The sequence below is a fragment of the Hominiventricola filiformis genome, from assembly GCF_020686965.1.
Classification (GTDB): domain Bacteria; phylum Bacillota; class Clostridia; order Lachnospirales; family Lachnospiraceae; genus Hominiventricola; species Hominiventricola filiformis.
The window spans coordinates 59,092-85,943 of record NZ_JAJEPS010000006.1; the positions used below are offsets into that span (position 1 = coordinate 59,092).

The window sequence follows — 26,852 nt, forward strand, 5'->3', positions numbered from 1 at the left end:
ATGAAACACTATTATATGTTCAATAAGCCCTTCGGCTGTGTCACGGCCCACAGGGATGATCGTTTTCCAGTGGTAATGGATTATTTCCGTTCCCTGGAAAATGACCGTCTCTCCCCTGTGGGACGTCTTGACCGTGAGACCGAAGGTCTTCTTATGATTACCGATGACGGTATCTGGAATCAGAAGATGACGAATCCTGCTTTCCACGTACCGAAAACTTATGAATTTGCCGCCCTCGGCACTCTGAATGAAGAGAATCTTCAAAGATTATCCGAAGGCGTCCTGCTCATCGGCTCTGACCGCCCCACTACAGGCGCCTCTGTCACAGTCACCGGTACTTCCATCCTCTCTAAAGTCGTGCCTCATCTCCATCCGGATATGCAGGAAAAGTTAAAATATAACCTTCCCGATCATCCTGTAGTATTCGGCACCATCACCATCTCCGAAGGCCGCAAACGCCAGATCCGCCGCATGCTGAAAGTCGTCGGCTGCTGTGTGATTCGTCTGAAACGCATTTCTATGGGTTCTATTGTGCTGGATGAAAAACTGGCTCCCGGAGAATATAAAGAAATAGAATTGTCATAGTAAAAATTCTTCTCCGTCTTTCAGAAGAACAACGGTACGGTCCGGGAAAAGTGTCTGAATCTTCTGTGGCGCATCCGTATGCATCGGAATCACAAAATCCGGGTCTGCCTTTTCAATGACATGGCGCAGATCCTCCGGCGAAGCATGTCCACTGGTGTGCAATGGCTCCCATGTATCGGTCAGCGCCAGAAAACCCGGAATGGAGCTGCCTGGTTTCGTACGGTAGCCATCCCATATCGAATATAAGATGATACTTTGTCCTGGATCAAATTGGCGGATGATGGATTTAAACTTTGAATTGGCACGGACAAACATCAAACCACCCAGCTCAGTGAAACGCGTTGGCGGATCCTGATGAAAATAAGTAAGCTTTGGCATCTCATAAAATCCAGAAAACTCATGCCAGTGTTCAGATACTGTTTTTACAAGTTCAAACTGATACGCATCGCACAGACTGTATTTTCCACAGGGAACCGCTCTTGCACAGGCAATGATGCGATCCAGATTGGTGGTTGCACATAGCACAAATACATACTTATACTGTTGCAAATATGCCTTTAAACGCGCTTGAAGATCCCATTCCGTAACGTTTTTACTATCCATGCGGGATATCGTCGTCCCCTCAGTAACAACGACGTCAACCTTTCCAACCCACCTGTCCAGAATTTTATCCATCGTTTTTCCCCTCACACCATGCAGACGGAAATCACCCGTGTACAAAATACGTTTACCCTCTGTCTCTATGAGAAACAAATAACTGTCCACTGCAGAGTGATCAATGCAAAACGGTGTGATTTTCATATCACCAATCCAGAGTGGCTTTCCTGCGGAAAAAGTACGGATGGTTTCCATTCGCTTGCAGAGTACTTCATCTTTCTGATAGCTGTGCGCGCTGGACAGACGCATGATGTCTTTTGCCAATGCACCGGTATAGATCTGTATTTCCGGACGTATACGAAGCATCTGACCCGTGTGGTCACCATGATAATGGGTAAAAAGCACTGCATCACAGTGTCCATTTGTGTCAGTCACACCGGGAATGTCCAACGGAGCGGACACAAAATCCGGTTCAAGAGACAGCACATCACCCATATCAATAATAATGCGTGTTTTTTCCGTGGCAATCTCCGTAGCAATTCCGCCGATCTGGTGTGTACCTCGATGAATGCAGAGCTTCATTTCTACACGCTCCTCTCATATGTTTCCGTATAGAAGAATCATCATATGATTTTAGAAAATCAAAAAATTTCATAGTTTTCGGAAACTTCCCGAATAAAAAATGGCTCACTGTCCAAAAGTTCCATCAATGCTTTTAACTTCGGACGTCTATCAATCTCCTTCCACTCTCGATATGGAAGGCTATCTTTAAATGTAAGCGGACTGGCCTTAACCGGTGTATCCAATGGAATATTTACTCCTTTCTTCTCATTAAAATCAGAAATCAGCTTCACCGTATCAATTATGCGCAAATAAGTGTAGCCTTCCAGCACACAACGAAGCATCGTTTCCTGATTACTCTTTATGCCAGGTTTTTTCAATTCCAATATATGCAATACCCTGCCATCGTACGCGAGCAGATCGATTTTTCCGGCAACATCGCTTTGCTTGTCTTTCAAAGGAATTTGATAATCCAAAATTGTTCCGATTTTTTCATATTTTCTGCCAGCCTTGCATAGCTTTATTGCTGTCAATTCTTCTGTGCGATTGGATGTTGGATCATACCTGCTTTCGTGTGTACCTGTACAATAGGAGTTCTTGCGCTGAATTTTAGGGATTCCTCTTTCAAATTCTTCAAAATGCTCCATCAAATAATCCGCAATTACCTCTGTATAGGGGATATTGGTATCTGAACAAATACCCTTATAGTTTACAAGTCCTTGCTTATAAAATAAGGCTGGATTTTTCATTGCTTCCTCGCATTTATCAATAATCGTTTTCTCATTATATTGTATGCCCATTTCTGAAACCTCCTATATTTTTACTTCTATTAATATTTCTTTTATATCGACATCCTTTAGAGCTGTAATTAGAACATCCAAAAAATTCTCCATATGGTCCACTTTTTCGGATAAGTCGCCCGCCACACAAAGGACAGATATACTGTTCCTTTTGCATATCTTTTCCATAGACTTCATCAATTTCCTTTACAAAAACTGATTCATTATTTTTGATCGTAACAAGCCATACTTTTTTCTTTGCCCTTGTGATTGCAACATAAAACAAACGACGTTCCTCTGCATAAGGATAATGGTCACTGTTGTCAAGAAAAAGTCGTAACACAGGTGCATCTGCAATTTGACTTGGAAACCCCATGCCCTGTGCTTTGTTATTCAGCAAAAAAACATAGTCAGCCTGTAAACCTTTTGAACCATGTACAGTCATAAAAAAGATTTGTAAATCTGGACGTCTGCTGAAAAACACCTCCGTTTTCCCAAGTACTGTATTGTATCGATACGTAAATTGTTTTTGGCTTTCTAATATTTTTATATCAAAACGGTATCGTCCAATAAATAGTATAGAACTTTTAGGTGGTAAATCTTTTAGTCTGTCAGCAAGAAATTCAACAGCATACGCATCTGTATATCCTGTAATTTTTCCCATGGAAAAACCGCGATCTGCAATAGCACTATGAAGTTTCTTTTGTTTTTGTTCTGGGTTTTTCATAATAAAGCTACTACTAACAGAGATCAAACTTTGCGGAAAACGATATGTCGTTTCAATACGACTGACTTCTGAGATTCCCCAGTACTTTTCAAAGTTTAGAATAAAACCAATATCACTGCCATTAAATCGATAAATACTCTGCCAGTCATCACCTACACAAAATAAGTGAAAAGCATTTTGTTTTCTCATTGAATCAAGCAATCGATAACGAGCCTGAGAGATATCCTGGTACTCATCAACTATTACATATTTATATGAATGGATAAACTGTTTATTCTGGACATAATGAGATGCAAGATTAATCATATCATTAAAATCAATCTCTTCTGAAGCAGAAAGCATTGCTTGATAATTGTTGTATACTGGTTTAATCAAATCTATCACAATATCAATACTTGCCAAATTCTTAAGGCTAGCATTTCTACTGTGCATTTCATCCAAGGAACATTCGTTGCTTTTGGCTAAAGTAATGACTGTTCCGAACAATTCTGCAATACGATCTAACTTTTGGTTCTCTGTACCATTGAGCATGCTCCACATCTCATTCGGAGACATAGGCGAAAAAATTACACCTGCATTTCTTAGCCTTTCTTCTAATTTTGATAAAAGATGTCCTTCCAAATTTTCATATGCATAGACCTCTATCAGATGGGTCTCATTTTTCTTGTGCAATTCTTGTTTCCACTTGATTCCCTCCTGATAAACCTGTGTTGCTGACATTCCATTTTTTTCTGAAAAATAAGCTGGGACTTTTCCTTCCCTGTCAATACCAAAATATTCTATATATAAATCATAGTCTGGCAGATAAAAATCCGGATGATACTGTCCGAACTCTGATGTTCGTGTATCAATGGGATATGCTTGCTCATAAACATATGAAACTCCATTTTGTGTCAGAAAATTTGCAATTTTCAACTCTCCATAACTTTTTACTCTTTCTTTTTTTAATGTTATAGGCGAATTATATTTCAAATAGGACTGATATTCTTCCTCTGTTTGAAAATCAAATTCCGACTTCTGTGTTACTCCATCATAAATTAGATATGTACATAGTTTTCTTAAATATTCAACATTTTGTACTAAAACATTCAGCTGCTTTCTGGCGAATAGTCGAATATCTCCAGAATATATTTTAGGTTTCTTACTCTGTACAGAGGTGATAATATCCAGTCCGAGTTTATGGAATGTTTGTGCAATAACTGGTGTACCAATTTCTTTGTTCAGTCGTTCACTCATTTCTAAGGCGGATGCATTCGTAAATGATAAAACCAAAATATCATTAGACATGCAGATGTTACTCTTCAAGAGATATTTGACATAAGCAACGATGGTAGTAGTTTTTCCGCTGCCAGCACCAGCAAGAACCAGATGATTATGAACTTTTTTTACAATGCATCTCATCTGTTGATCATCAAGCATTTTTCCTTCTACTGGCAAAATTAGCTGTGCTGCTTCTGCTACTCTATGCTTTATCATGCACTCATTAAATGCTTGTGCCTTAGAAGAAATATGTTCATAAATATCAATAAACTTTGGTGCCAAACTATGAATTTTCTGTCCAGACAGCCCCAAAGAGAACAATACACCTCTTGTTTTCTTTTTTGCAGAACTATATGCTGAGTGCCATTTATCCTGAAAGCATTTAACCGTATAAGGATCGATATAGCTTTGCTGAGAATTCCATAAATTTTTTTCTTCTTGTAAAGCCTCTTCTATTTGCAAAAAGAGAGTATCATCATCCAACTTCTTTGGTAAAACTGTGTCTGTAATATTTGATAACATTTTATTCCAAAAATTCATAGTAACACCTCAAATGATATTATACCAAATTATACCACTTCAAAATAAGCATTTCCATGTACTGTTTTGCTGTCCCGACATTTCTAATTTATTTCAATCAAAATCTTTCTTTATTCTGTGTGTCTATATCACGAAATTGTATGCTATTGGAGCGGACAAATAAAAAGGACTGTGGGAACAGGACGAACACTGTTAAGTGTACGTACTGGACACACAGTCCTTCTTCTATTTGTTTCGATACACTACATACAATCGTGTATATAGCACACAGAATTTTATTAGAGTTTGGATTGAACCTAATTCAATTATTTCTGGCTCAGATACTCATGAATACCTTTTGCTGCTGCTTTACCTGCGCCCATTGCCAGGATAACGGTAGCTGCTCCGGTAACTGCATCACCACCGGCATAAACGCCCTCTTTGGAGGTAGCGCCAGTATCCTCGGTAGCAACGATACATTTTCTCTTGTTGATCTCAAGACCTTTGGTTGTGGAGGAGATCAGCGGGTTCGGGGAAGTACCCAGGGACATTACAACGGTATCACAATCGATAACGAATTCAGATCCCGGAACTTCTACCGGACGACGTCTTCCGGAAGCATCCGGCTCACCCAGTTCCATCTTGATACATTTCACACCTTTTACCCAGTCATTCTCATCAACGATGATCTCTACCGGATTGGTCAGAAGGTCAAAGATGATACCTTCCTCTTTAGCGTGATGAACTTCCTCTTTACGAGCCGGAAGCTCTTCCTCACTTCTTCTGTATACGATATGAGTCTCACCGCCAAGACGCAGTGCAGTACGTGCAGCATCCATAGCAACGTTACCACCACCAACGACTACGACTTTCTTGCCGTGTACGATCGGAGTGTCATAGCTCTCATCGAAAGCTTTCATCAGGTTATTTCTGGTCAGGAACTCATTTGCGGAAAGAACTCCACAAGCGGTCTCACCCGGAATACCCATGAATTTCGGCAGTCCAGCACCGGAACCGATGAATACTGCATCAAATCCTTCGTTCTCAATCAGTTCATCGATGGTAACAGTCTTTCCAATGATAACGTCAGTCTCGATTTTAACGCCGAGAGATTTTACATTCTCAACTTCCGGTCCGACAACGCGGTCTTTCGGAAGACGGAACTCCGGAATACCATATACCAGTACGCCGCCTGCTTTATGTAATGCCTCAAAAATGGTTACATCATAACCAAGTTTTGCAAGATCTCCTGCGCAGGTCAGTCCGGAAGGACCAGAACCGATAACTGCAACTTTTTTACCATTCTTCTCAGCCGGAGCTTCCGGTTTGATACCGTTTTCTCTTGCCCAGTCAGCAACGAAACGCTCCAGTTTACCGATTGCTACCGGTTCACCTTTGATTCCACGTACACATTTACCCTCACACTGGCTCTCCTGCGGGCATACACGTCCACAAACGGCCGGAAGAGCGGAAGACTGGCTGATGATCTTGAATGCTTCGTCAAATTTCTCTTCTTTTACTGCTGCGATGAACTCCGGAATATTAATAGAAACCGGACATCCTTCTACACATTTCGGTTTTTTACAGCCAAGGCAGCGCTTTGCCTCTTCTACTGCTTCTTCTTTATTGTAACCGTAACATACTTCCTCGAAGTTTGTAGCACGAACCTTCGGATTCTGCTCTCTAACCGGTACTCTTGTCAGTCCCTGTGCCATTATTTGTCACCTCCGCAATTTCCGCAGCCGCCGTGGTGGGTTGCTCCCTCTTTGAATGCAAGGAAACGTCTTCCCTCTTCGGTCTTGTACATTGCTGCTCTCTTCATAGCCTGATCAAAGTCGATCTTGTGGCCGTCGAACTCCGGTCCGTCTACACATGCAAACTTCACTTCGTCTCCAACCATCACACGACAGGCACCGCACATACCGGTTCCGTCTACCATGATCGGGTTCATGCTGACAACAGTCGGGATACCAAGCTTCTTGGTGGTAAGACATGCAAATTTCATCATGATCATCGGTCCGATAGCAACACACAGATCATAGTGATGACCTTCGCTTACCAGTTTCTCAAGCATAGCAGTACCAACACCCTTGAAGCCGTAGCTTCCGTCATCAGTACAGAGATACAGGTTACCAACCTTGCTCATCTCTTCTTCCATAATCAGGATATCTTTGGTTCTTGCACCAACAATAATATCGCACTCAATGCCATGCTCATGAAGCCATTTTGCCTGCGGATATACCGGAGCAGTACCTACTCCACCAGCAATGAAAACAACTTTTTTCTTCTTAACTTCTTCAAAGTCATCGGTAACCAGATCAGACGGATGTCCCAGCGGTCCAACAAAATCTGCGATGGAATCGCCTGCTTTCAGTGCAACCAGTTTGTTAGTAGATACACCGATGGGCTGGAATACGATGGTAACTGTTCCTGCTTCTCTGTCATAGTCACAGATAGTAAGCGGGATGCGCTCTCCGTGCTCGTCCACTCTTAAAATAATGAACTGACCCGGCTCGCAAGACTTTGCCACTCTCGGAGCGAGAATGACCTGTTTGTAGACGTTTGCAGACAGCTGCTCTGCCTCTAAAATCTTGAACATACATAGCCTCCTATATCTTGCCGTGTTATATACACTGCAGATTACAAATCATTACATTTTATAATAATGCAAATCCGTGCATATTTCAACAAAAATTTCACAAACAACTGTATTTTTTTACCAGTCGCGCAGTAACACCTGTGTTTATTCATTAAGGCGTGATTGACTGAGAATCTGCGGGAATAGATACCGGCTGATTTTCAGATAATTCATTTACTCTGTAGATCACTTCTACCACACCGCTCTCCCGGTCTTCATAATCAACAGCCACCGCCTGCAATACAGTCAGTCCCGGATTGATCTGAATAGGACCTGTATAGCGGGTTGCATACCGATCAGGTTCTTCTCCATTGGTGGTATAGTAGATGTTGCTTTCTGCCCCTGCACGGATCGTGACATAAAAACTTCCATTGTATGTTCCCTCAGGTACACTGAACACAGGCTCATCCGGAGTTTCGAACATAACTTTATAAGTACCGTCAGCTTCCTCACTCTGCACTCCGTCGTTGCGAATAAAGACAGCGCGCACGACGGTGGTTCCCTCTTCAATTGTGATCGGTCCATTATAAACACTGCTGTCAGCATCCGGCGTACTTCCATCCAGTGTATAGTAAATAACACCATTTGCCCGGTCAGTATGAGACAGGATAAGCTGAAGGGAATGTGTATAGCAGCCCGGACTGGTACTGAATTCTGGCTTTTCAAGAAGAATGATTTCATCTTCTGCTGTTTCCTGCACTGATCCAAAAGAACGGTATGCGATCTGGTAGGTGGTATACCCTCCAAGAACCAGAAGAAGAGTGCCAACTGCCCAGCGCTTCCAGTGGATTTTTCGCGGCTGAGGCTGTTCCTCAGTATCCGGTTTCGAAATTGCTTCCATATCTGGCTGCGCATCCGGTGTGTCTGTGTCTATGGAAATGTCGTCAACCGGATTGTAATCCGGCACCATCTGGATTGCCGAACCACATTTTTCACAGTAAATTTTTCCTTCGGGAATATCAGTTCCGCATTTCTGGCATTTCATGTGGAATGATGCACTCCTTCCTGTCATTCGTATTCATCAATGTACTGTTCAAACTGTTCCAAGGACATCAGTACTTTTCGCGGTTTTGTTCCTTCTTCTTCACCGACAACGCCTGCATCTGCCAACTGATCCATGATTCTGGCTGCACGGTTAAAACCGATCTTAAACCAGCGCTGCAGCATGCCGATGGAAGCCTTATCCTTTTCGATAATAAATTTTCCAGCTTCTATAAACAGCACATCTCTGTCATTTCCTCCAGCAGAGGAGGAATCAGCGGAAACAGCACTTTCAATGGAATTCTGCATCTGCTGCATCTGTTCGGCAATTATCTGGCTGTCTTCCTGGTTTTCTGCTTTCTGGCTGCTTAAGAATTCAACGACAGCGCCCACTTCCGCATCGGATACAAAGGCGCCTTGCACTCGAAGCGGCTTGGGAATACCGTAAGGTGAGAAAAGCATATCTCCTTTTCCGAGAAGTTTCTCTGCTCCATTCATGTCGAGAATTGTTCTGGAGTCAACGCCGGATGATACGGCAAATGCAATACGGGATGGCATATTTGCCTTAATAAGACCGGTAATGACATTGACTGACGGTCTCTGTGTGGCAATAATCAGATGAATACCGGCGGCACGCGCAAGCTGTGCCAGACGGCAGATGGCATCCTCCACTTCACCCGGAGACACCATCATCAGATCGGCAAGCTCGTCTACGATAATGACGATCTGCGGCATTTTCTGCGGCTTGTTTTCATCTTCAATATCTGCGATGGAATCAACTTTTTCATTATATCCCTGAATATTGCGGACATTGACTTCCGCAAAACGATTGTAACGTCCCATCATTTCGTTCACTGCCCAGTTCAGTGCTCCTGCCGCTTTCTTCGGATCCGTTACAACTGGAATCAGAAGATGAGGAATTCCGTTATAAGCACTTAGTTCCACAACCTTTGGGTCGATCATGATTAATTTGACTTCATCCGGACGGGCTTTGTACAGAATACTCATGATCAACGTATTAATGCAGACGGATTTACCGGAACCGGTCGCACCGGCAATCAGAAGATGTGGCATTTTAGAAATATCGGAAATCATGATATTTCCACCGATATCTTTTCCTACTGCAAATGCAAGTTTTGATTTGGCACTGCGGAATTCTTTGGATTCAATGAGTTCACGGAACATAACCATGGAATTCTCTTTATTCGGCACTTCGATTCCAACGGCCGCTTTTCCGGGAATCGGGGCTTCAATACGTACATCTGACACTGCCAGATTCAGCTTGATATCATCCGCCAGAGCAACAATTTTGCTGACTTTGACACCATGTGCAGGCTGTACTTCATATCGGGTGACAGCCGGTCCGCGACTGACATTCGTAACGGTGGCGTTGACACCGAAATCATCCATGATCTGCTGAAGATGTTCTGCAGTCTCCTGAAGTGCGGCTTTGCCCTCTTTTTGATTCTGGGAACCCTTTGGTTCTTTCAAAAGTGTGACAGGAGGAAACTGATATTCCGTTCCTGACACTGAAATAGTTTTCTGTGCATTTTCCGGTTCTGTATCTACCGGTGCCTTGACAACAGGTTTCGTGGTCTCCGGAACAACAGGATCCGCCTCTCTCTGTGTTTCACGCTCTTTCTCCTCCTGAAGCTCCTGTCTGCTCAGCGCATTTTTCATAAGATCCTCTTCGCTGAACGAAATTTCAGTAATTCCGCCGATCGGATTGCCTTCTTTCTCTTCTTTTTCCGTTTTCCGCGGAATCACGTCATGTACCGGAAAATCAAAATCGTCACCGACCAGAATTTCGGCCGGAACTCTGGCATTTTCCGGAACTGCTTCTTTCATCGCCGGTTCCTCTTTCACTTCCTGAAGACCGTTAGAAGCATCCTTCGGGATTACAAGATCCTGTCCGACACCGCTGACCCGTTTCTCCAGCCGCTGGACTTTGCGTTCTTCCTTCCGCTGTTCGGAAATTTCGCGTCGTTTCTTCATATCATCACGGGCAGATTCATAGGCTTTCTGGCTGCCGTTTGACATTGCTTTTACGAAAGAACGACCGGTGATTACAACCGTACAGATAATAAGAATTCCCGCAAGTACCAGGCAAGTTCCAACGATACCGAGAGCATTTTTCAGCAGTGTGGCAAGCAGGCCTCCAAGTACTCCGCCGCCGCTTTTATGCTGGCTGCAGTAGGAAAAAATATCGGCAATCTTTTCCGTCGGAATCTTTGACATGATCAGCAGATGGCAGAACGCACTCAGGGAGATACTGGCAATGAGAAATCCCGCAATCTTGATTTTTACTGCCAGACTGTCTTTATTGGCAAGTGAAAAAAGCACCAGAATCAGCATAAAAACAGGAGCAGCATAAGCAAACAGGCCAAAAAGGCCAAAGAGAACTCCACTGACAGCTCCCCCAACAGCTCCTCCAATTCCAAAGTTGCTGACAAACAGGAATACAGAGACTACAAGCAGCGCAACAAGTGCAATCTCATCCATAATACTGTTCTCCGGTTTCACTTCCGCTTTTGTTTTTGTTTTTCTTTTTGCTGATGTATTTGTTTTCCGGGCGGTAGAAGTCCCTGTCCGGATTGATTTCTTTTTTGTCGTACTCATACGATATTGATGTCCCCTCCTGATATCTAGTCCACAAAAAGGACTCGCCCAAAAGGACCAGTCCTTACCAGATAATTATACCATGTAAAATTGCGAATGTCAAAATTACTCCTGCCCAGCAGAAAAACGTTTCAGAAGTTTCTGAAAATACTCAGGGAGCGGTGCTGTCACTTCCAGATAGCTGCCGGTAGACGGATGAATCAGTCCGAGTACCATGGCATGCAGAGTCTGTCCTTCCAGATGATAAGGATTTTTCTGAGAACCATAGACCGTATCTCCAAGAAGCGGATGATGCAGAGACGCCATGTGTACACGAATCTGATGTGTCCGTCCGGTTTCCAGCTGGCATTCAATATAAGTGTGATTGGCAAAACGTTCCAGTACCCGGTAATGAGTCACCGCATGTTTTCCGTTCTTTTCATTGATGGCCATTTTTTTTCGCTCTGTCGGATGACGTCCAATGGGGGCATTTACCGTTCCCTCATCTTCTTTGATCACACCATTTACAATGGCCCGATATTTCCGGGTGATGGAGTGCTCTTTCAATTGTTCAGCCACAAAATTATGAGCTTTGTCATTCTTGCAGATAACCAGCACACCGGTGGTATCCTTATCAATCCGATGTACGATACCTGGCCGCATGACACCATTAATACCGGACAGATCTTCCTTACAATGATACATAACCGCATTCACCAGTGTTCCTGTCGTATGTCCGGCAGACGGATGCACCACCATTCCCTTTGGTTTGTTGACCATCAGAAGATCATCGTCTTCATAGAGAATATCCAGAGGAATATTTTCTGCTTCAATTTCAGGCTCTTTTAGTTCCGGAAGGTCAATGGTCACTTCATCCTGGTCATCCATCCGATAACTGGCTTTTACAGGACTGCCATTTACAAGAACACTGCCCTCTTTGATGATTTTCTGAAGATAGGACCGGGACTGTTCCGGAAGCTGAGCACTTAAGAATTTATCAATCCGTTCATCCATCCAGTTTTCATCTGCATCAAGATGAATCAGGCTCATGACTTTGACTCCTTTTTTTTCCTGTTTTTCAGAATATGATTCAGATCCTCATCTTTGTAGTAGAACAAAACCAGTAGAATGAGAACCACCGTTGCAACGCTCACGTAAATATCTGCCACATTAAAGATTGGAAAATCAATCAGTTTGAAATAGAAAAAGTCTACCACATAGGCGAGACGGATGCGATCCAGCATATTGCCCCATGCTCCTGCCAAAATGGCAATGGCAATAAGACGGATGGGCCAGAATTTCGGCTCCTCTGACATATGTCGGAACAGATAAATAACCCCTGCAAAGACCAGTATGCCTATGATCAGGAAAAAGGTCTGCTGTCCCTGCATCATACCGAATGCTGCACCGCGGTTTTCCAGATAATGCAGTTCAAAAACACCCGGCAAAATCACAAAGGGATCCTGATCTTTTAAAAAGAGGACTGCCAGATATTTGGTAAACTGGTCGAAAATCACAAGCAGAACTGTAAGCCCGGCAATTCCGGCCGGCTTTTTGAGAAAATTATTCATCTTTGCCATCCTCCAGAATATAACGGACTGCGTCAAGTATTTCATCATCGGTAACATCTTTGGTCACATATGCTTCGCCGATACGGGAGAGTAGAACAAATTTGATCTTTCCGGCATCCATTTTTTTATCATGTTTAGTCGCTGACAGGATCTTTTCTGCATCCAATCCCTCAGTGCAGACTGGAAGCTGATAAGATTTCAGCACTTTTCGGATATCCTTAAGTTCCGATTCCGTGAGCTTTCCACGTTTTTCAGAAAGATAAGCTGCAGCCATACATCCGATAGCAACACATTCTCCATGACTCAATGTGAAGTTTTTCAACTTTTCCACTGCATGCCCGATCGTATGTCCGAAATTCAGCCATGCGCGAATCCCTTGTTCCGTGGGATCTTCCTCTACTACATGACGTTTAATACGGCAGCTTCCCTCCACCATGGTGAGGAGAGCTTCATACTGTTTGTCCATGACTTCCTGATAATGCTCTGTCAGCCAGCTGTAATAGGCAGGATCCTGAATCAGTCCGTGTTTGATGATCTCTCCCATTCCGGAAGCAAACTGGCGGTCCGGAAGACTTCTTAAAAGATTCAGATTCATATAGACCAGACGCGGCATATGAAATGCACCCACCATATTTTTATAGGCATCAAAATCGACACCGGTTTTTCCACCGATGCTGGAATCTACCTGAGATAACAGGGTTGTTGGAACCTGAATGAAATCAATTCCCCGCAGATAGGTTGCTGCTGTGAATCCGGTCAGATCACCGACAACACCGCCGCCAAAAGCAACCAGCATGTCTTTTCGGTCAAATTTTTCCAGAATCAGATGTTCATACAGATTTCTTACCGTATCCAGTGTTTTATGCTCTTCCCCTGCCGGAAATACATAAGAAGTCACCTTCCCACAGATGCCGGACAGAACATCCTTCAGCTGTGTTCCATATAGTGTATCTACATTGGAATCTGACACAATGCAGAGTTTCCGCCCAGAGACATGCAGCTGCTCCAGTGCTTCCGGAAGTTTTTGAAAATCCGGCTCCAACCAGATAGAATAGCTGTAGTTTCCATCTTTTTTTACATCGAGAATCTTATCTTTTTGGTCCATAATCAAGTCTCTCCTCATCAAAAAAGGCATCGGACGGTAAAATCATCTGATGCCCTGATTTCTTTTTCTAAACTAGATAGACGGAACATCAAATGCTCCGGCCATGATCTCCTGAAAATCTCCAGCCAGATCTACATTCTTGGGAGTTACGATAAATATGTAGTTGGAAACCTTACGAAGATTTCCTCCGATGGCATAACAGGAACCGGAAGTGAAATCGATGATTCTCTGTGCGACTTCCACATCCAGTCCTTCAAAGTTCAGTACCACCGTACAATTTGAAAGCAGTGTATCCGTAATCTCTCTGGATTCATCAAACTGTGTCGGTTTAAATACGCAGACTTCCATACCGTTGCCATTCTTTCTGGAACGCATCGGAGTGATTCTTGCCTGAGGTTTCTGTTTTGCCGGTTTGTCGTTTTCTACCACATCGTCAGTAAGGTCATAATCATAGTCTTTATCTTTTTTCTTGAAGATACCGCCCTTTTTCGGACGATCCTCTTCGTAATCATCATCGAAATCGTCGTCATCATCATATTCGTATTCATTTCCGAGATGCATGGTGTCCATAATCTTATCAAATATACTCATATCCGAATTCAATCTCCTTTATATAGAGTAGTCTCTCTCACCAAAGATACCGGTTCCTACGCGTACCATTGTAGCTCCCTCTTCAACAGCAACTTCATAGTCTCCTGTCATACCCATAGAGAGGACATCCATATGAACATTATCAATGTTTTTCATTTTGATGTCAACAGCTAATTTCTTTAATGCACGAAAAACAGGACGATTTTGCTCTGGATTTTCTACATATGGTGCAATTGTCATAAGACCTTGAATGTGAATTCCGGGGAGAACAGCAATCTGACGGACAAGTTCTTCCGTGTCGGCAACAGAAACTCCGAATTTGCTCTCCTCTTCTGCCACATTGACTTCAATCAGAATATTTTCCTCAGTTTCTTTTTTTACCGCTTCCTTACTGATCTCCTCAGCCAGACGAAGAGAATCTACAGAATGGATCAGATCCACTTTGCCGATAATATATTTTACTTTATTTCTCTGAAGATGCCCTATCAGATGCCAGTGAAGATCTTTGGGAAGCAGTTCATATTTATCGCACAGCTCCTGTACCTTGTTTTCACCGAATACATTCGCACCTGCAGCCATGGCTTCCTGTATCATCGCTACCGGTTTGGTTTTACTGACAGCAATCAGTGTCACTTCATTTCTGTCTCTTCCGGCACGTGCACATGCTTCCTGTACCTTTTTATCTACCATTCTGTAATTTTCTGCTACCATTTTTATTCACTCCTTATTGTATGATTTGATCCTCACTTACCGTAGAACCATTCAGCACAATGCGGTCATAGACTGTCAGACCGTAGCTGGTTCCTTCTTCCACCAAGGTGTATTCTTCGTTTTGTGCAAGAATGCTGATCTGGCGGAACTGTGTGTACCCTTTATTAATATTATAAACGCCCTGTAAAGACCCTTTTTGTCCCACTGCAAATTTATCAGAGCTGTCTTCTTTCAACAGATAGGTCCCCGCCGTCAGCTTCAGCTCACCAGTCGTATAATCTGTCTCCATGGGATCCAGATAATAGTAGTCATCATCTTCGTAATAGATTGTCATATTCAGACTGTCAGCACCTGCCGTTCCGTCATCACTGTATACTTCCTTCAGAAAGCTCTTGCTGTTATTCTCTTCGTTGACAATCGCATAATCCTTCGGAATCAGATAGAATTCCTTTTCCACAATGGAAGTATTCGGTATTTTTAATCCCTGTTTGTCATCTACAAGGAATTTGACATCAATATATCGAAGATCCGCAAACCGAACCATGGAATTATTAAAGTCCAATCTGGCGCAGGAAGTCGCACCTACCTGAATGACGGAGAAAGAAGCCCATGCCGTTGTATGGTCACGCAGAAATTCCACCTGCATGTAACTGGTTCCGTCTGCCTGATAACGGCTTGCTTCTTCTTCTGTCAGCGGGACAATCAGACTCCATTTTTCAGACTGGGCAAGCTTATAGATATTTTCGCCGGACTGCACCAGTTCTTTTTTCAGATCTGTCTTCTCATAGGAAACTTTATTAATCATATCTTCCGTCAGAGAATCTATCGATACATCTTCATAACCATCCGTATAGTATTCCAGAATACCGATTCCTCCGGAATAGACTTTGGTAAACATGGAATCATCCCCTGCTGCTTCCATGCTGTCCAGCATATTCTGATTCAGAAGCTCCAGCACAGAACTTTCCATGGAAGATTTAAAACTATAGGCATCCTGAAACTGAAGGTTACTGTAATTATTCATATAACTGCTGATGTCATTTCGGATCATGGAAAAATTATCATCAGTCAGATCCACGCTTTCCGCATTCTCCTGAATCAATTGATTCACTTCACCTTTTTCATCTACCGTATAAATCAGCGACGATCCTGATACACGGTCTCCCGCACTGGCATAATAGCTGACGTATCCGGGAATCTCTGTCTGGTAGACCGTTTCCTGCCGGATAGCAAAACCGGTATAGGAATGATTGACTGACAGTGTTCCGGTATTTACTTCATATCCTGAAACATGGGTTGTTGTAAGTCCCATATAGCATACAATACAAAGGTAGACAGCTACCGCGCCGAAGAATACCTGATCGATGTTGATGGGTCTTCTGCTGTTTACTCTGACGATTTTTTTATGTCTTCCCGACATGAATAAACTTCCTCCTGTTTCTTATATGATAAAAAGCGGATGTCCTCTTTCGGGGCACCCGCTTTTGGTAGTTCCATCTATTTCAGACCTAAATCACCTGAGATCTGGCAAATTCTGGTAAATCTTCTTCGTTCATCGATACACTTAAAATCATATTAACTTTAAACTGCTCGCTGATCTTATTGAGCTGTTTCAGTGCATCAGAAATATCTTTTCCTTCCAGTCCGGAAATTTTCAGGAAACCGTCGAGATATATTTCCTGAAGATCATAATCCTGAGAGCAGATTCCGCATACAAATCCGAGGAACTGATCTGTATTCTGAATCGGATATTCCGATACATTGATAAGACGGACTTTGTTGTCCAGTTCATGCATGTTCTGAGAGGATTTGTCAAGATATACGATGTTGCCATCCACGTTTTTAATGGAATCATGTACATGATCCAGCATTTTCTTGGTCTTTCCTGCGCCCTTTACTCCTACAATTAATTGTACCATATCGGTGCCCTCCTTAGGTTACTATCTTGTTAGTAAGATTATACCATTCAAGAGGGCGAAATACAAGGATTAATTGTTCAAATTAGATAAAAAACTAAGCATTTCTTCATAGAGAATTGCACGTTCTTTACATCCAAGGATAATTGCCACATAACGCTGTCCCTGAGCATCTGTAAAAAGCTGTACGAGACAGGATCGGGCTGCTGTTGTAGTACCAGTTTTTCCACCTACTGCAGATACTCCTTCCGGTACCGCTGTATTTCCGGCGGTAAACTGATTGGTGCTTTTCCAGACAGCGGATACGGCAGTTCCATCAGCTGCCTGATAAGAAGCCTCATACTCTGGTGTCTGTAAGATTTCCATAAAATCATCATACTTCATAGCCGCCTGAAAGATTAGATAGAGATCATAGGCTGTCGTATAATGATTTTCATCCTGAAGACCATTGGCATTCACAAAATGGCTTCCAGTTGCGCCAAGCGCCTGTGCTTTTTCATTCATCATGGCAGCAAACTGATCCACGCTTCCACCGACTGCTTCCGCAATTACATTGGCCGCATCATTTGCAGATGGCAAAAGAAGGGCATACAAAAGCTGCCGAACTGTCAGAGAATCTCCAGCTTTCAGTTTCGCTGTTGATACACCATTCTCATGGAATGTGATGGCTTCCTGACTGACAGTCACCTGCGAATCAAGATTTCCGTGTTCCAAAGCAAGGAGAGCTGTCATAAGTTTTGTTGTACTGGCCGGGTATAACCGGTCATAGATATTTTTCGCGTAGAGTACCTCTCTGGTATCCACATTAAAGAAAAGAGCCGCATAGGACTCTGACGTATCTGCAGACACTGCTTCCACATCTCCATCTGTCACACACAGGTCTTTCGCAAAATAAGAAATATCCGTATCCGTATCGCCTGCCGTAATTCCGTATTCAAGCGAATCGGCTGTGAAAGAGTCAGAAAGTACTTCCGTCTTTCCACAGCCGGTCACCAGAGATGTACAGAGAATGCATGCCAGCATCGCTGCCGCTGTGCTGCATCTTCTATTTATACATTTCACGCCACTCCAGATCTCCTCTGTCCAGTGATTTAATCAAAAGTTCTGCCGTTGCCAGATTTGTGGCAATGGGAATATTGTGTACATCACAGAGATATACGACATTGTTTACGTCCGGCTCATGCTTCTTCGGCTGAATCGGATCACGAAGGAAAATGACCAGGTCAATCTGGTTATGCTCGATTTGGGCACCCAGCTGCTGTTCGCCGCCAAGATGGCCTGCCAGAAATTTATGAACTGACAGGTTGGCAACTTCCTCAATCAGGCGACCGGTTGTCCCGGTTGCATATAATTCATTTTTACAGAGAATTCCTCTGTATGCGATACAGAAATTCTGCATCAGAACTTTCTTTGCATCATGTGCAATTAATCCAATGTTCATGGTATCAGATACCCCCTGTTAATATTTTTTGGGCTGAAGCCCGATATTTAATACAATTCCTATCCCCATATAAAGCATAACCAAGGATGTCAGTCCATAACTGACAAACGGAAGCGGAACACCCGTATTTGGCATCAGCCCCGTAGCCACACAGACATTTGCAAAAGTCTGAAATGCGATTAATCCCCCAAAACCGCAGCATATCAACATGCCTTCATAGTCTCTTGCTTTGCTTCCAATCCACAGGCACTCCAGTACAATCAGAGCCAGAAGAATAATGACCGCCGCACAGCCAATAAACCCAAGTTCCTCTCCGGTTACCGCAAAAATAAAGTCTGTCTGCGGTTCCACAATGAAATTGCCGTTTTTTACAGAAGAAATATCTGTGTTATATAATCCTTTTCCATAGAGTTGTCCTGACCCGATGGCAATAATAGAATTCTGCTGTTGATAGGCGTTATCCGCGTATTTTGCCGGATCCAGCCATGCCATGATTCGTTTCAGCTGATAAGGATTTAAGATTTCCTGTCCCTCCTGCATGATCAGATTGATAAATATGATTGCAGAAGGAATCATAACTGCGAAAATACTTCCGATAATTTTATAGCTCAGACCTGCGGCAAAAATCAACACACAGAAAATGAACATAATCGTGATAGTTGCCGACAGATGCGGCTGTGATAATATCAGTGCAAGCGGAATTCCAAGCAATATAAGTGATGCCAGAATGACCCGAAAACTGTTCAGCTTTTCCCTGTATTTCGTAAAGAAATAAGCAAAAAATACAATCAGAGCCAGCTTGGTAAGCTCGGATGGCTGGAATCTTAAAAATCCAAGTTTCAACCATCGTTTCGCACCGTTTGATTCCTGTCCGATCAGATCGACAAGCAGGAGCAGCACCAGATTACCGGTATAAATAACCCAGGCAAAATTCAGTAAGATACGATAATCCATAAAGGTCAGTACAAGCATAGCAGCCGAACCAATGACAATCCCCATAATCTGCTGGTTCTGATACTCCTCCGCTGCACTGCCGACAACAAATACACTGAGAATGGAAATCGCATATACAAGCATTACCAACCGCAGTCTGAAATCCCTCAGTTTATATTGTCTGAACATATTTCACCTGATTTCTAACTTCTTTTTTTCATATCCCGAACCGGAATGTTTGCACAGAGAACAGGAACGGATCCGTTTCCGCCTTCCGACTCGGTCTGGGTGATCTGGATATCCAGACCCTCACTGTCAATATCCATGTATTTGGTGATCACCTTGATAATATCATTTTTGATTGCTTCCATGATTTCCGGAGAACAGTTTGCGCGGTCGGAAATAAGCAGAAGTTTTAAACGGTCTTTTGCTACTTCCCCTGAATTTTTCTTTCGAAAGAAATCCATGAATCCCATGATTATCCCCCCCTATTTGAATAATTTCTTCAGTTTCTCAAAAATACCTGTCCGGACTTTCAGATCCAGAAATGGTACTTCTTCACCCATAATACGCTTACAGATGTTCATGTAAGCCTGTCCTGCCAGAGAGGAATCACCAACACATGGCTCACCCTGATTGGTTGCAATGACGATATTCTCATCATCCGGAACTGCACCGATCATGTCAATAGCAAGAATCTCCACAACGTCATCCATGGACATCATGTTTCCGCTTTCTACCATATCCATACGGATTCTGTTGACGATCAGATCAATCTTACGGATTTCATTTGCTTCCAGAAGGCCGATGATTCGATCTGCATCACGAATCGCAGATACTTCTGGTGTAGTAACAATCAGTGCGCGGTCTGCTGCTGCAATAGCGTTCTTGAATCCCTGCTCAATACCGGCTGGGCAGTCCAGAAGTATGTAATCAAATTCTTCTCTCAATTCATCAATCAGCTTTACCATCTGCTCCGGGCTGACTGCGGTTTTATCGCGGGTCTGTGCGGAAGGAAGAAGGTAAAGATTCGGATAACGCTTGTCTTTGATCAGCGCCTGTTTGATTCTGCAGTTTCCTTCTACTACATCAACCAGATTGTAGACGATCCGGTTCTCCAGTCCCATAACAACATCAAGGTTACGAAGTCCGATATCCGTATCAATCATGACTACTTTCTGATTCAATTTTGCCAGTCCGGTACCTACATTGGCTGTCGTTGTTGTTTTTCCAACGCCGCCTTTTCCCGATGTAATAACAATTACTTCACTCATTTTGCATCCTCCAATATTTTATATCTATAACCCGGCCTGGTATCAGATCCGGATGTCGTTAATAACCTCCTTGGTAAGCGGCTCCATATAGATATTGCCATTTTCCGTGTAGGCGATCATGGGACCTGTCACATTTTTCATAGACGGTCCGTCTGCAGAACGTGCAATACAGTCTGCAATCCGAATCTGCATAGGATTCATATTCAATGCTGCTACAAAAGAAGCTTCATTACCGGTAGCCCCGGCATGAATCGTTCCCTTCAGTGCTCCCAGAACTACAACATTCCCCTTGGAAACAACGGTAGCTCCCGGATTCACATCACCAAGAATAATGATGCTTGTCTCTGATTCCAGAACCTGTCCGGATCGAAGCGTCCCTTTATAAAATCTGCCATCACTGGAAGCCTGCTGTTGCTGCCGTTCCTCCAGAACACGTTTCATATATGCTTCTTTTAATGCATCCTGCTCCAGTATACAGAGAATCTCCAGGCCTGAAGACTCCTGAATCACACGGATTACATCCATCTGTTCTTCCTGGCTTAAAATACGTCCCTCAAAGGCAATCGCCATCTGGGCATCTTTGAAAAATTTGGAAGATGCTTTGAATTTCTCTCCAATATCTTTCAACAGTTCAGAAAACTCCGTATCCTTATCCAGAAACAGCGTAATACCATATTTATTGCTTTTGATCACAACTGTCTGCTGATTCATTACTTTCTCCCTAGTCATTAATTACTTCTGATGTTGCCTGCGAAGCACCGCCATTAAACAGATCCTCTTTACCTTCCAGATTAAAATAATACTTGAAGATATCAGATGCCATAGCTGCTGCATTTGCGGAAGTATAACCGTTGGCAATTCGAATAGCAAGAGCAATCTGCGGATTTTCATATGGTGCATAACCCATGAAAAGTGCATGGTTGGGATGACTCTTTGACTGCTGTGCCGTACCGGTCTTTCCTGCAATGGTCAAATCCAGTCCGTCGAAAGCCTTGGTATTCAGGGCTACCTGATGCAAGCCTTCCTGGATAGTATTCCAGTCAACATCTGCAATTTCCATTTTATTATATACTGACGAAGGATAATCTTCAATAGTGTTTCCTTCAGAATCTGTCAATTTATCCAACAACGTCAGGTTGTAAACAGTTCCTCTGTTTGCAATAGTACCAACATATCTTGCAAGCTGAGAAACGGTAAATAACGCGTTACCCTGTCCGATCGCAGAACGAATTCCGTCCTGTGAGGACAGCTGCGGGTCACTCTCTGAAAGTTCGATTCCAGATTTTGCATTCAATCCAAACTCTGTTGCATATTTGGCAAGAAGAGACAGTGCTTTTTCGGAAGAGTAACCGGTTGATCTTCCGCCGCCCAACCGGAATCCTACTTCATAAAAATAATAGTTACAGGAAACACGGATTGCATCTACCATATTAATATTTCCATGACTTCCATGATACTGGTTATAAATCCAGCAGGTCGGAGAACCATAGGCATCTGTGAAGACACCTGTCGCATGAATAATCTCAGATGGCGAGATAACCCCCTCTTCCAGTCCAGCCACCGCGGTTACCGGTTTAAATGTAGATCCGGGAGCCGTCTGCTGCTGTGTTGCCTTGCTGTACAGCGGACTGGAATGATCCAGATTCAGAGATGCAAAATAAGCAGAATCCATGGTGTTGGTCAGCCGGTTATTGTCATATCCCGGATAAGACACACAGGCCAGCACTTCACCAGTATTCGGATCTGTAATCACGCATCCGGCACTGCACGGTTCCAGCGCAAGCTGAGCGGGTGTAATTTCCAGTTTTCCGATTTCATCGAGCATGAAATTATAGGCAGAGTAAGAACCATTCTGAAGTCTTCCAACCGTCTCCTCATCATACTCCAGAACTCCCTGTTCATACAAGAGTAAACAAATCTCTTTTCCCGTCACAATATCGTCGAGAAGCATATATTTATACAGCATAGTCTGAAAATCGACATCATTTTCCAGCTCTGTCGAAATATAATCAACAACTACCTGATAAATTTCCTCGGAGCTTAAATAAGATGCTTTTACATCCAGTCCTGAAACATCCACCCAGTTCATGGAAATGGCATATTCCAGATACTCCTTCAAACTGATGGTTTCATCCTGTGCCCATGCAATATAGGTAGGATCTTCCGTATTGACCGCACTCTTCATCAGCACCTGATGGCTTCCCATCAGAATATCCGATACGATATAGCTCATATAATTTTTCATATCAATGGAAAGATCAGTGTAAGCTGCCGGCTGATCCGACGTAAGCTCTGCCCGGATCCGGTCTATGGTAGAAGCACGTCTGCTTTCGAGACGGGTCTGAATGGATTTTTCAAGATCGGTTGCATCGTCCGCCGAAAAATGTGTAGTGTCTATAATATGATTGTCAATCAGCGCATAATAAACATCATATATCGGAATCAGAATATCCGCAGCAGAATGTCCTGCGGATTTATCATATGTTTTCATATTCCGAATCTTGGACACAAGAATACCAGCCACCCGTTGTTCCAGAACATCATAAGCTGCCTTTTGAAGATTTTTGTCAATGGTCAGATACAGGTCCTCTCCGGATTCCGGCGCCGTCTCACTCTCCGTTTCCAATACGTTTCCGACACTGTCCACGTAGATTGTACGCTGACCCTTTTTTCCTTGAAGACTTGTCTCCATATACTGTTCGATACCTGCTTTTCCCACGATATCGTTGGCCTCATAGTCTTCATTCTCTTCCTGCAGAGACTCCAGCTCATCCTGATCCGGTTTGCCGATATAACCGATAATATTGGCAAAATATTCGGCATCCGGATAGACACGCAGACTGTTCTGAGCAATATCCACGCCCTGCAGTTCACTCTGATTTTCCAGTATCTCAGCAACCGTCTCATCACTGACATCAGAAGCAATCGTGGTGGCCACATAACGTTTGTAACTGTTGGTGCTCATCTGGTACCGGACCGTGACCAGTTTCAGAATCTGCTCCGGCGTCAGATCTGTCGGGACATGATACTGTTTAATCTGATCTTCTGAATAAGCATCCGGTGAAATAAAATATTTTTTATTGCCGCAGAGATATTCCATCATCTGATCTGCGGTAGATACATACTCTTCCGGTTTATCTTCCAGCTCGGCAATTGTTTTGTATCCGTAAACATCTGCTTTAAAACGAAGAAGGGACGTTCCCTCCTGGGTATATGCATAATGTCCGTTCTGATAAATAATTCCAAAATCATTGATGGAGGAATCTCCATGAGATTCCATAATATCAATCACTTTCAAAATCGTCCGATTCAGAGTAGCCTGCTTCTCACGGGTTGTCTGATAGGTTCCGTTATCTTCAATGGTCACGGAATAAGAAAGCACATTGTCCGCAAGTACCTCTCCGTTTCTGTCAAAAATCCGGCCTCTGGTACTGGCAATGCTCACTTCTTTCCGTATCTTCATGGTAAAACTTTCCGCATACTGCTTTCCGTCAATAATCTGCAGCACAAAAACACGGCTCATCAGAATGCCGAAAAATCCGCAGAACAGAACCATCAGTACAAATATACGGGAAGTAATAAAACTTAAAAACGCTTCTTTCCAGTCGTCAAACAATGTCAATCCGCTCCTTAAGGTCTCGTTTTGGTTCCAGTTTCTGATCAATCATATAAATGGCCCTGTACAAAAATAAAGTTACAAGGATGGTGTATAGAAGTTCCGGAAGGATAATTCTTCTGAAATAATAGAAAAAATCAAACCGGCTGCGCATAAGGAACATAATACCGTACGTTCCCAGTCCGTAGACCAGTTCACTGGCTGAGATCAGCGCAAGAGGCAGTTTGATATCTTCTCCGTAAAATATCTGATTGAAATATCCATTGGCATAGCCAATATAGGAATACAAGAGGGCGTGCATTCCCAGAAGCCGCCCGAAAAAGATGTCTTCCAACAGTCCGCAGAAAAATCCGACTGCCATTCCCTCCTTCTTGCCCTTCATAAATCCATAGGCAGAGGTGAGGATAATCAGAAGATTCGGACTGATAGAAGCAATAGAAAGGCTCTGAAATACCGTGCTCTGAAGGAGAAAGCATACCAGAATCATGAGTACAATTACGATCTTACGTTTCATGTCAGTTTCCTCCCTGCTATTCTGCGGAATTCAGGTCATCTGTATTTACCTGCTGTTTTAAATCCGTAATGACCAGTACTGTGCTCAGGTGCTCAAAATCCACTGCCGGAGTCAGACTTCCTGATTTAGTCAGGTTGTTTGCATCAGTGGAAAGTTCATTGACATATCCAATCAGGATACCTTCATGATACTTTGCACTGGCATAGGAAGTGACAACTTTGTCACCCTGTACTACTTCGTCATCTTCATCGCGAAGCTGATTAAGCTGCAACGTTCCCTCGGTAATCATCTGCAGATCTCCTCTCACGTAACAGAGATCTGAGTTTTTCAGAATCATGGCACTGACATTACTCATATCATCAATGATGGAACGTACCTGTGCCCAGTCAGGTCCGACTTTTGTCACAATACCAACCAAACCTCCGCCTGCGATTACATTCATGTCTACCTGAATTCCATCATCCGTTCCTTTGTCTATGATAAACATATGAAACCAGTTTCCGGAATCCTTCCCGATAACATTGGCTGCAATCTTGTTCAGGCTGGAATAATCCTTATCCAGCTGGTAGAGATTTTTCAGCTCCTCCAGCTCATAACGTTCCTGCAACAGTGCATTATTTTCAAGAGTCAGCTCAGCCACCTGTTCCTGCAGTGCCTGATTTTCACTGCGAACTTTTTTCAGGTCCTCCAGATTATCAGCCTTATCTCTGGCCCATCCGCCAACCGCATTCATTCCCTTCTGAACAGGAATCAGCACATATCCGGAGACCACATTCAGCGGGCCTCCGTCAAAGTTAGTCAGGAAGGATAGAGACATGGTTCCGATACATAGAACCGTGACTGCAAACAAAATATATTTACTTGGAATCGTCGTACGGTTTTTTCTTCTCATCGTCTCCGGCTCCAGTCTTTATTCATATTTCTGCTCCTTGGTTACAAAAGCGAGGGAACGGAAATCACGCTCATTGATTACGCGGGACAGTCCTTTAACCACGCTCAGTTCCGGTTCTGGATCAACGGTCACACGGATACCGGATTTTTCCTGAAGGAGCTCATCCATCTTACGGATTCTTGCAGAACCGCCGGTCAAATAGATACCGTTCTGGATAATATCCACGCCCAGCTCCGGTGGTGTTCTCTCCAGAATGGTTTTAACAGCATCAACGATCACGCCCAGCTGCTCTTTGATTGCATCATATACAAAGGACGCGGAAATTTCCAGCATCTGCGGAAGTCCCACTACCATGTTGCGCCCACAAATCTTCATCGTCGCCTCTTCCGGATTGATGGCATAGGCCAGTTCTTTCTTGATAGATTCTGCTGTCTTGCTTCCAATGAAGAAGTTATGTTCTTTACGGATTGCACTTTGAATTGCATCATCAATGGAGCGTCCTCCTGTCTGGATCAGGCGACTGATAACGATTCCACCCAGGGAAAGGACGGAAATCTCCGTTGTTTCTGCACCGATATCCACGATTAACACACCCTGTGCTTCTTTTACATTGATTCCAAGTCCAAGACCTGCTGCTACCGGTTTGTCTACCAGATAAACAGTCTTCGGCTTCATACTGGAATCCTGAATCAGGGTTGTAAAAATACGCTCCTGCATATCCGTCGGGAGTGCAACGAAATACTCTGCTCCCTTCAACTGTCCTTTTGTGGAACTCTCCAGAAAACGTTTCAGGAACGTCTGCATATTGCTGATACTTGCAAGATTTCCATAGGACATTGGGCTGGACACCTGAATATTGGCCGGAGCCTTTTCATACATGGCATATGCCTCATCTCCGTATGCGAGCATCTCTTTTTTGTCCTGTACTGCCACCATATTGTGCTGCATCAGACAGCTGTCCTGTTCTTTATGATAAATTTTCAGATGGTAAGAACCAAAATCGCAGCCAAAACAATGATTATTCATGGTATATTCCTTCTTTC

25 protein-coding genes are annotated in these 26,852 nt (G+C 43.3%); 1 reads left to right on the forward strand and 24 read right to left on the reverse strand.

Going from position 1 to position 26,852, the window contains the following annotated elements; all coding sequences use genetic code 11:
• On the forward strand, positions 1-585 hold the full coding sequence (locus LKD36_RS07830) for a pseudouridine synthase (protein ID WP_308459250.1): 585 nt from the start codon (positions 1-3) through the stop codon (positions 583-585).
• Here the strand turns inward: LKD36_RS07830 and LKD36_RS07835 are convergent.
• From LKD36_RS07835 to mreB, 24 genes are all read right to left on the reverse strand, one after another.
• Complete coding sequence (locus LKD36_RS07835) at positions 580-1,764, reverse strand: MBL fold metallo-hydrolase (protein ID WP_308459251.1); 1,185 nt, start codon at positions 1,762-1,764, stop codon at positions 580-582. The two genes, LKD36_RS07830 and LKD36_RS07835, sit on opposite strands and share 6 nt — an antisense overlap.
• A gap of 59 nt (positions 1,765-1,823) precedes the next feature.
• Positions 1,824-2,543, reverse strand: coding sequence for a hypothetical protein (locus tag LKD36_RS07840; RefSeq protein WP_308459252.1), 720 nt, complete (start codon positions 2,541-2,543; stop codon positions 1,824-1,826).
• The gene (locus LKD36_RS07845) at positions 2,527-5,049 is read right to left on the reverse strand and encodes a UvrD-helicase domain-containing protein (protein ID WP_308459253.1); all 2,523 of its coding nucleotides are present in this window, start codon (positions 5,047-5,049) and stop codon (positions 2,527-2,529) included. Before LKD36_RS07845 ends, LKD36_RS07840 begins: the two co-directional genes overlap by 17 nt.
• Before the next feature lie 305 nt (positions 5,050-5,354).
• Positions 5,355-6,743 (reverse strand): NADPH-dependent glutamate synthase, encoded by a 1,389-nt coding sequence (gene gltA, locus LKD36_RS07850; RefSeq protein ID WP_308459254.1) that lies wholly within the window; start codon positions 6,741-6,743, stop codon positions 5,355-5,357.
• Positions 6,743-7,627, reverse strand: a complete 885-nt coding sequence (locus tag LKD36_RS07855) for a sulfide/dihydroorotate dehydrogenase-like FAD/NAD-binding protein (RefSeq protein ID WP_118770021.1) — start codon at positions 7,625-7,627, stop codon at positions 6,743-6,745. The genes gltA and LKD36_RS07855 overlap by 1 nt, the downstream gene beginning before the upstream one ends.
• Before the next feature lie 151 nt (positions 7,628-7,778).
• Positions 7,779-8,651: a chitobiase/beta-hexosaminidase C-terminal domain-containing protein gene (locus LKD36_RS07860; RefSeq protein ID WP_308459255.1), complete on the reverse strand. Its 873-nt coding sequence runs from the start codon at positions 8,649-8,651 to the stop codon at positions 7,779-7,781.
• Positions 8,652-8,674: 23 nt separating this feature from the next.
• On the reverse strand, positions 8,675-11,266 hold the full coding sequence (locus LKD36_RS07865) for an FtsK/SpoIIIE family DNA translocase (RefSeq protein WP_308459256.1): 2,592 nt from the start codon (positions 11,264-11,266) through the stop codon (positions 8,675-8,677).
• 105 nt (positions 11,267-11,371) lie between these two features.
• Positions 11,372-12,295 carry an RluA family pseudouridine synthase gene (locus LKD36_RS07870; protein WP_118770018.1) on the reverse strand — a complete coding sequence of 308 codons (924 nt, stop codon included), beginning with the start codon at positions 12,293-12,295 and terminating at the stop codon, positions 11,372-11,374.
• Entirely contained in the window at positions 12,292-12,825 is a 534-nt protein-coding gene (gene lspA / locus LKD36_RS07875; protein ID WP_408610916.1) for a signal peptidase II, read from the reverse strand. The genes LKD36_RS07870 and lspA overlap by 4 nt, the downstream gene beginning before the upstream one ends.
• Positions 12,809-13,921 carry a 3-dehydroquinate synthase gene (gene aroB / locus LKD36_RS07880; protein ID WP_308459258.1) on the reverse strand — a complete coding sequence of 371 codons (1,113 nt, stop codon included), beginning with the start codon at positions 13,919-13,921 and terminating at the stop codon, positions 12,809-12,811. The genes lspA and aroB overlap by 17 nt, the downstream gene beginning before the upstream one ends.
• Positions 13,922-13,993: 72 nt before the next feature.
• On the reverse strand, positions 13,994-14,512 hold the full coding sequence (locus LKD36_RS07885; RefSeq protein ID WP_308459259.1) for a cell division protein SepF: 519 nt from the start codon (positions 14,510-14,512) through the stop codon (positions 13,994-13,996).
• Between the two features lie 18 nt (positions 14,513-14,530).
• A complete protein-coding gene (locus LKD36_RS07890; RefSeq protein ID WP_118770014.1) occupies positions 14,531-15,223 on the reverse strand; it encodes a YggS family pyridoxal phosphate-dependent enzyme in 693 nt (230 codons plus the stop codon).
• 13 nt (positions 15,224-15,236) lie between these two features.
• Positions 15,237-16,643: an HlyD family efflux transporter periplasmic adaptor subunit gene (locus LKD36_RS07895; protein ID WP_308459260.1), complete on the reverse strand. Its 1,407-nt coding sequence runs from the start codon at positions 16,641-16,643 to the stop codon at positions 15,237-15,239.
• An 88-nt stretch (positions 16,644-16,731) separates the two neighbouring features.
• Positions 16,732-17,142: a twitching motility protein PilT gene (locus LKD36_RS07900; RefSeq protein ID WP_118770012.1), complete on the reverse strand. Its 411-nt coding sequence runs from the start codon at positions 17,140-17,142 to the stop codon at positions 16,732-16,734.
• Between the two features lie 69 nt (positions 17,143-17,211).
• On the reverse strand, positions 17,212-18,201 hold the full coding sequence (locus LKD36_RS07905; protein ID WP_308459261.1) for a D-alanyl-D-alanine carboxypeptidase family protein: 990 nt from the start codon (positions 18,199-18,201) through the stop codon (positions 17,212-17,214).
• Positions 18,185-18,580, reverse strand: a complete 396-nt coding sequence (locus tag LKD36_RS07910; RefSeq protein WP_118770010.1) for a methylglyoxal synthase — start codon at positions 18,578-18,580, stop codon at positions 18,185-18,187. The genes LKD36_RS07905 and LKD36_RS07910 overlap by 17 nt, the downstream gene beginning before the upstream one ends.
• Before the next feature lie 18 nt (positions 18,581-18,598).
• Positions 18,599-19,702 carry an FtsW/RodA/SpoVE family cell cycle protein gene (locus LKD36_RS07915; protein WP_308459262.1) on the reverse strand — a complete coding sequence of 368 codons (1,104 nt, stop codon included), beginning with the start codon at positions 19,700-19,702 and terminating at the stop codon, positions 18,599-18,601.
• Between the two features lie 14 nt (positions 19,703-19,716).
• A complete protein-coding gene (gene minE / locus LKD36_RS07920; protein WP_118770008.1) occupies positions 19,717-19,989 on the reverse strand; it encodes a cell division topological specificity factor MinE in 273 nt (90 codons plus the stop codon).
• A 12-nt stretch (positions 19,990-20,001) separates the two neighbouring features.
• A complete protein-coding gene (gene minD, locus LKD36_RS07925; RefSeq protein WP_118770007.1) occupies positions 20,002-20,787 on the reverse strand; it encodes a septum site-determining protein MinD in 786 nt (261 codons plus the stop codon).
• Positions 20,788-20,829: 42 nt separating this feature from the next.
• Positions 20,830-21,498, reverse strand: coding sequence for a septum site-determining protein MinC (gene minC / locus LKD36_RS07930; protein WP_118770006.1), 669 nt, complete (start codon positions 21,496-21,498; stop codon positions 20,830-20,832).
• A 10-nt stretch (positions 21,499-21,508) separates the two neighbouring features.
• Positions 21,509-24,403, reverse strand: coding sequence for a penicillin-binding transpeptidase domain-containing protein (locus tag LKD36_RS07935; RefSeq protein ID WP_308459263.1), 2,895 nt, complete (start codon positions 24,401-24,403; stop codon positions 21,509-21,511).
• Positions 24,396-24,917 carry a rod shape-determining protein MreD gene (gene mreD / locus LKD36_RS07940; RefSeq protein WP_308459264.1) on the reverse strand — a complete coding sequence of 174 codons (522 nt, stop codon included), beginning with the start codon at positions 24,915-24,917 and terminating at the stop codon, positions 24,396-24,398. The genes LKD36_RS07935 and mreD overlap by 8 nt, the downstream gene beginning before the upstream one ends.
• Positions 24,918-24,933: 16 nt before the next feature.
• Entirely contained in the window at positions 24,934-25,809 is an 876-nt protein-coding gene (mreC, locus tag LKD36_RS07945) for a rod shape-determining protein MreC (protein ID WP_118770003.1), read from the reverse strand.
• Positions 25,810-25,827: 18 nt separating this feature from the next.
• Complete coding sequence (mreB, locus tag LKD36_RS07950) at positions 25,828-26,835, reverse strand: rod shape-determining protein (RefSeq protein WP_118770002.1); 1,008 nt, start codon at positions 26,833-26,835, stop codon at positions 25,828-25,830.
• Positions 26,836-26,852 lie beyond the last annotated feature (17 nt).

Excerpts from the sequence above, each read along its gene's own strand:
- minC (WP_118770006.1), bottom strand. The coding sequence starts at position 21,498 with ATGAATCAGCAGACAGTTGTGATCAAAAGCAATAAATATGGTATTACG.
- LKD36_RS07900 (WP_118770012.1), bottom strand. The coding sequence starts at position 17,142 with ATGGTACAATTAATTGTAGGAGTAAAGGGCGCAGGAAAGACCAAGAAA.
- LKD36_RS07860 (WP_308459255.1), bottom strand. The coding sequence starts at position 8,651 with ATGAAATGCCAGAAATGCGGAACTGATATTCCCGAAGGAAAAATTTAC.
- LKD36_RS07895 (WP_308459260.1), bottom strand. The coding sequence starts at position 16,643 with ATGTCGGGAAGACATAAAAAAATCGTCAGAGTAAACAGCAGAAGACCC.
- LKD36_RS07855 (WP_118770021.1), bottom strand. The coding sequence starts at position 7,627 with ATGTTCAAGATTTTAGAGGCAGAGCAGCTGTCTGCAAACGTCTACAAA.
- LKD36_RS07865 (WP_308459256.1), bottom strand. The coding sequence starts at position 11,266 with ATGAGTACGACAAAAAAGAAATCAATCCGGACAGGGACTTCTACCGCC.
- LKD36_RS07840 (WP_308459252.1), bottom strand. The coding sequence starts at position 2,543 with ATGGGCATACAATATAATGAGAAAACGATTATTGATAAATGCGAGGAA.
- LKD36_RS07890 (WP_118770014.1), bottom strand. The coding sequence starts at position 15,223 with ATGGTAGCAGAAAATTACAGAATGGTAGATAAAAAGGTACAGGAAGCA.
- aroB (WP_308459258.1), bottom strand. The coding sequence starts at position 13,921 with ATGGACCAAAAAGATAAGATTCTCGATGTAAAAAAAGATGGAAACTAC.
- LKD36_RS07845 (WP_308459253.1), bottom strand. The coding sequence starts at position 5,049 with ATGAATTTTTGGAATAAAATGTTATCAAATATTACAGACACAGTTTTA.
- LKD36_RS07915 (WP_308459262.1), bottom strand. The coding sequence starts at position 19,702 with ATGTTCAGACAATATAAACTGAGGGATTTCAGACTGCGGTTGGTAATG.
- LKD36_RS07835 (WP_308459251.1), bottom strand. The coding sequence starts at position 1,764 with ATGAAGCTCTGCATTCATCGAGGTACACACCAGATCGGCGGAATTGCT.
- lspA (WP_408610916.1), bottom strand. The coding sequence starts at position 12,825 with ATGGCAAAGATGAATAATTTTCTCAAAAAGCCGGCCGGAATTGCCGGG.
- LKD36_RS07830 (WP_308459250.1), top strand. The coding sequence starts at position 1 with ATGAAACACTATTATATGTTCAATAAGCCCTTCGGCTGTGTCACGGCC.
- mreC (WP_118770003.1), bottom strand. The coding sequence starts at position 25,809 with ATGAGAAGAAAAAACCGTACGACGATTCCAAGTAAATATATTTTGTTT.
- LKD36_RS07885 (WP_308459259.1), bottom strand. The coding sequence starts at position 14,512 with ATGAGTATATTTGATAAGATTATGGACACCATGCATCTCGGAAATGAA.
- LKD36_RS07910 (WP_118770010.1), bottom strand. The coding sequence starts at position 18,580 with ATGAACATTGGATTAATTGCACATGATGCAAAGAAAGTTCTGATGCAG.
- LKD36_RS07870 (WP_118770018.1), bottom strand. The coding sequence starts at position 12,295 with ATGAGCCTGATTCATCTTGATGCAGATGAAAACTGGATGGATGAACGG.
- minE (WP_118770008.1), bottom strand. The coding sequence starts at position 19,989 with ATGGGATTCATGGATTTCTTTCGAAAGAAAAATTCAGGGGAAGTAGCA.
- gltA (WP_308459254.1), bottom strand. The coding sequence starts at position 6,743 with ATGGCACAGGGACTGACAAGAGTACCGGTTAGAGAGCAGAATCCGAAG.
- minD (WP_118770007.1), bottom strand. The coding sequence starts at position 20,787 with ATGAGTGAAGTAATTGTTATTACATCGGGAAAAGGCGGCGTTGGAAAA.
- mreB (WP_118770002.1), bottom strand. The coding sequence starts at position 26,835 with ATGAATAATCATTGTTTTGGCTGCGATTTTGGTTCTTACCATCTGAAA.
- mreD (WP_308459264.1), bottom strand. The coding sequence starts at position 24,917 with ATGAAACGTAAGATCGTAATTGTACTCATGATTCTGGTATGCTTTCTC.